Here is a 1,587-nt window from a genome sequence, read left to right on the forward strand (position 1 = left end):
CGGTGCCCACGGTGCACCTCGCCGCCGCCGCCGGGTTCGCCACCGGGACCGAGCAGGGGGTCGCCGGCTGGCTGGTGCACTGCGCCGAGGCGGTCGTCGCGGGGGCCGAGGAGGGCACGCGGGTCGCGGACGCGGTGCTCGCGGGACGGCTCGCGCCGGTCGAGGGCTGAACGCGCCAGCGGGGAGCTGACGGCGTCGACACCGGCGCACACAAGACGACGGCGCCCCCGGAGGGACGCCGACGTCGACAGCACAGGTGGCGAGGTATCAGGCGCTTCTTTGCGCTGCCGCTACGGGACAAGCCCGGTCGGCAGGTCCACTCGGGGACCGGTCGAGCGTGGGTTCTCGCCATCCGCTGTGCTGCTGTAGTTCCTTTCTACGCCTCCTGCGGACCAGAGGGAAGGGACCTACGGAACTTTCTCCGGGCCTCTGCCCAGCGTCCCGGGAGACGGACGATCACTGCCCACGAGGCGGACGCCGTCGTCGTGCCAGGAGCAGCCCGACGACGGCCCCCACCAGGACCAGCCCGAGCACGGGCAGGCTGCGGCTCGGCGGGGGCAGGCGTGACCCGAGGGTCACCGGTCGCTCGAAGGCCAGCACCTCCCAGCCGTGCTCGACGGCGACACGGCGCAGTCCCCGGTCGGGGTTGACGACTGCCGCGTTGCCCACGGCCTCGAGCATCGGGACGTCGGTGATCGAGTCGGAGTAGGCGTGGCAGCGGGTCAGGTCGTAGCCCTCGGCCTCGGCGAGCTCGCGCACCGCGGTGGCCTTGTTCTCGCCGTAGGCGTAGAAGGCGATCTCCCCGGTGTAGAGCCCGTCGCGGACCTCCATCCGGCTCGCGACGACGTGGTCCGCGCGGAGCAGGGCGGCGATCGGCCCGACCACCTCGGACCCCGAGGCCGAGACGACGACCACGTCGTGCCCGGCCGCGTGGTGCTCGTCGATCAGGGCGACCGCCTCGGCGTAGACGGTGGGCTCGATGTGCAGGTGCAGGGTCTCGGCCACGATCGCCGAGACCTGCGCGACGTCCCACCCGGTGACCATCGCGGACAGGTGCGCGCGCAGGCGTTCGGTCTGGTCGGCGTCGGCCCCGCCGAGCAGGAAGAGGAACTGGGCGTACGCGGTGCGCAGCACGTCGCGCCGGGTGATGAGGCCGCCCGCGTAGAAGGGGCGGGAGAAGGCCGTCGCGGAGGAGGTCGCGATGATCGTCTTGTCGAGGTCGAAGAAGGCCGCCACCCGGGGCTCGGTGCGGGCCTGGTGGTGGTCGACGACCTCGGTCCCGTTGCCGTCCTCCTCGTGTGCCCGCACCTGCCCGAGGGTACCGAGCCCGGTCGGTCCCTCCACAGGCCTTGCGGCTGCACATCCGTCCACATGCGGCCCGGACCCGCGGTGGGTGGCGGCCCGGGCTCGCAGCAGGGTGGTCGAGCCGGGAGGTCCGGCCCAGGGCAAGGGCCGGTGCGACCGGCGGGAGGGGGCGACGTGGCCGAGGTGATCGTCGTGGTGGGGGTGGTCGGCGGGGCCGGCGCCTCGACCCTGGCCGCGCTGCTCGCCCGACGACGGGCACTGACGGCAGGACGGCGACGCGGC

1 protein-coding gene is annotated in these 1,587 nt (G+C 73.9%); it reads right to left on the minus strand.

Going from position 1 to position 1,587, the window contains the following annotated elements; genetic code table 11:
• Positions 1-456: 456 nt before the first annotated feature.
• Entirely contained in the window at positions 457-1,236 is a 780-nt protein-coding gene (locus L0B03_RS17580; RefSeq protein ID WP_250448269.1) for an HAD family hydrolase, read from the minus strand.
• Positions 1,237-1,587 lie beyond the last annotated feature (351 nt).

This window comes from Actinotalea sp. C106, assembly GCF_023630195.1.
Lineage (GTDB): Bacteria > Actinomycetota > Actinomycetes > Actinomycetales > Cellulomonadaceae > Actinotalea.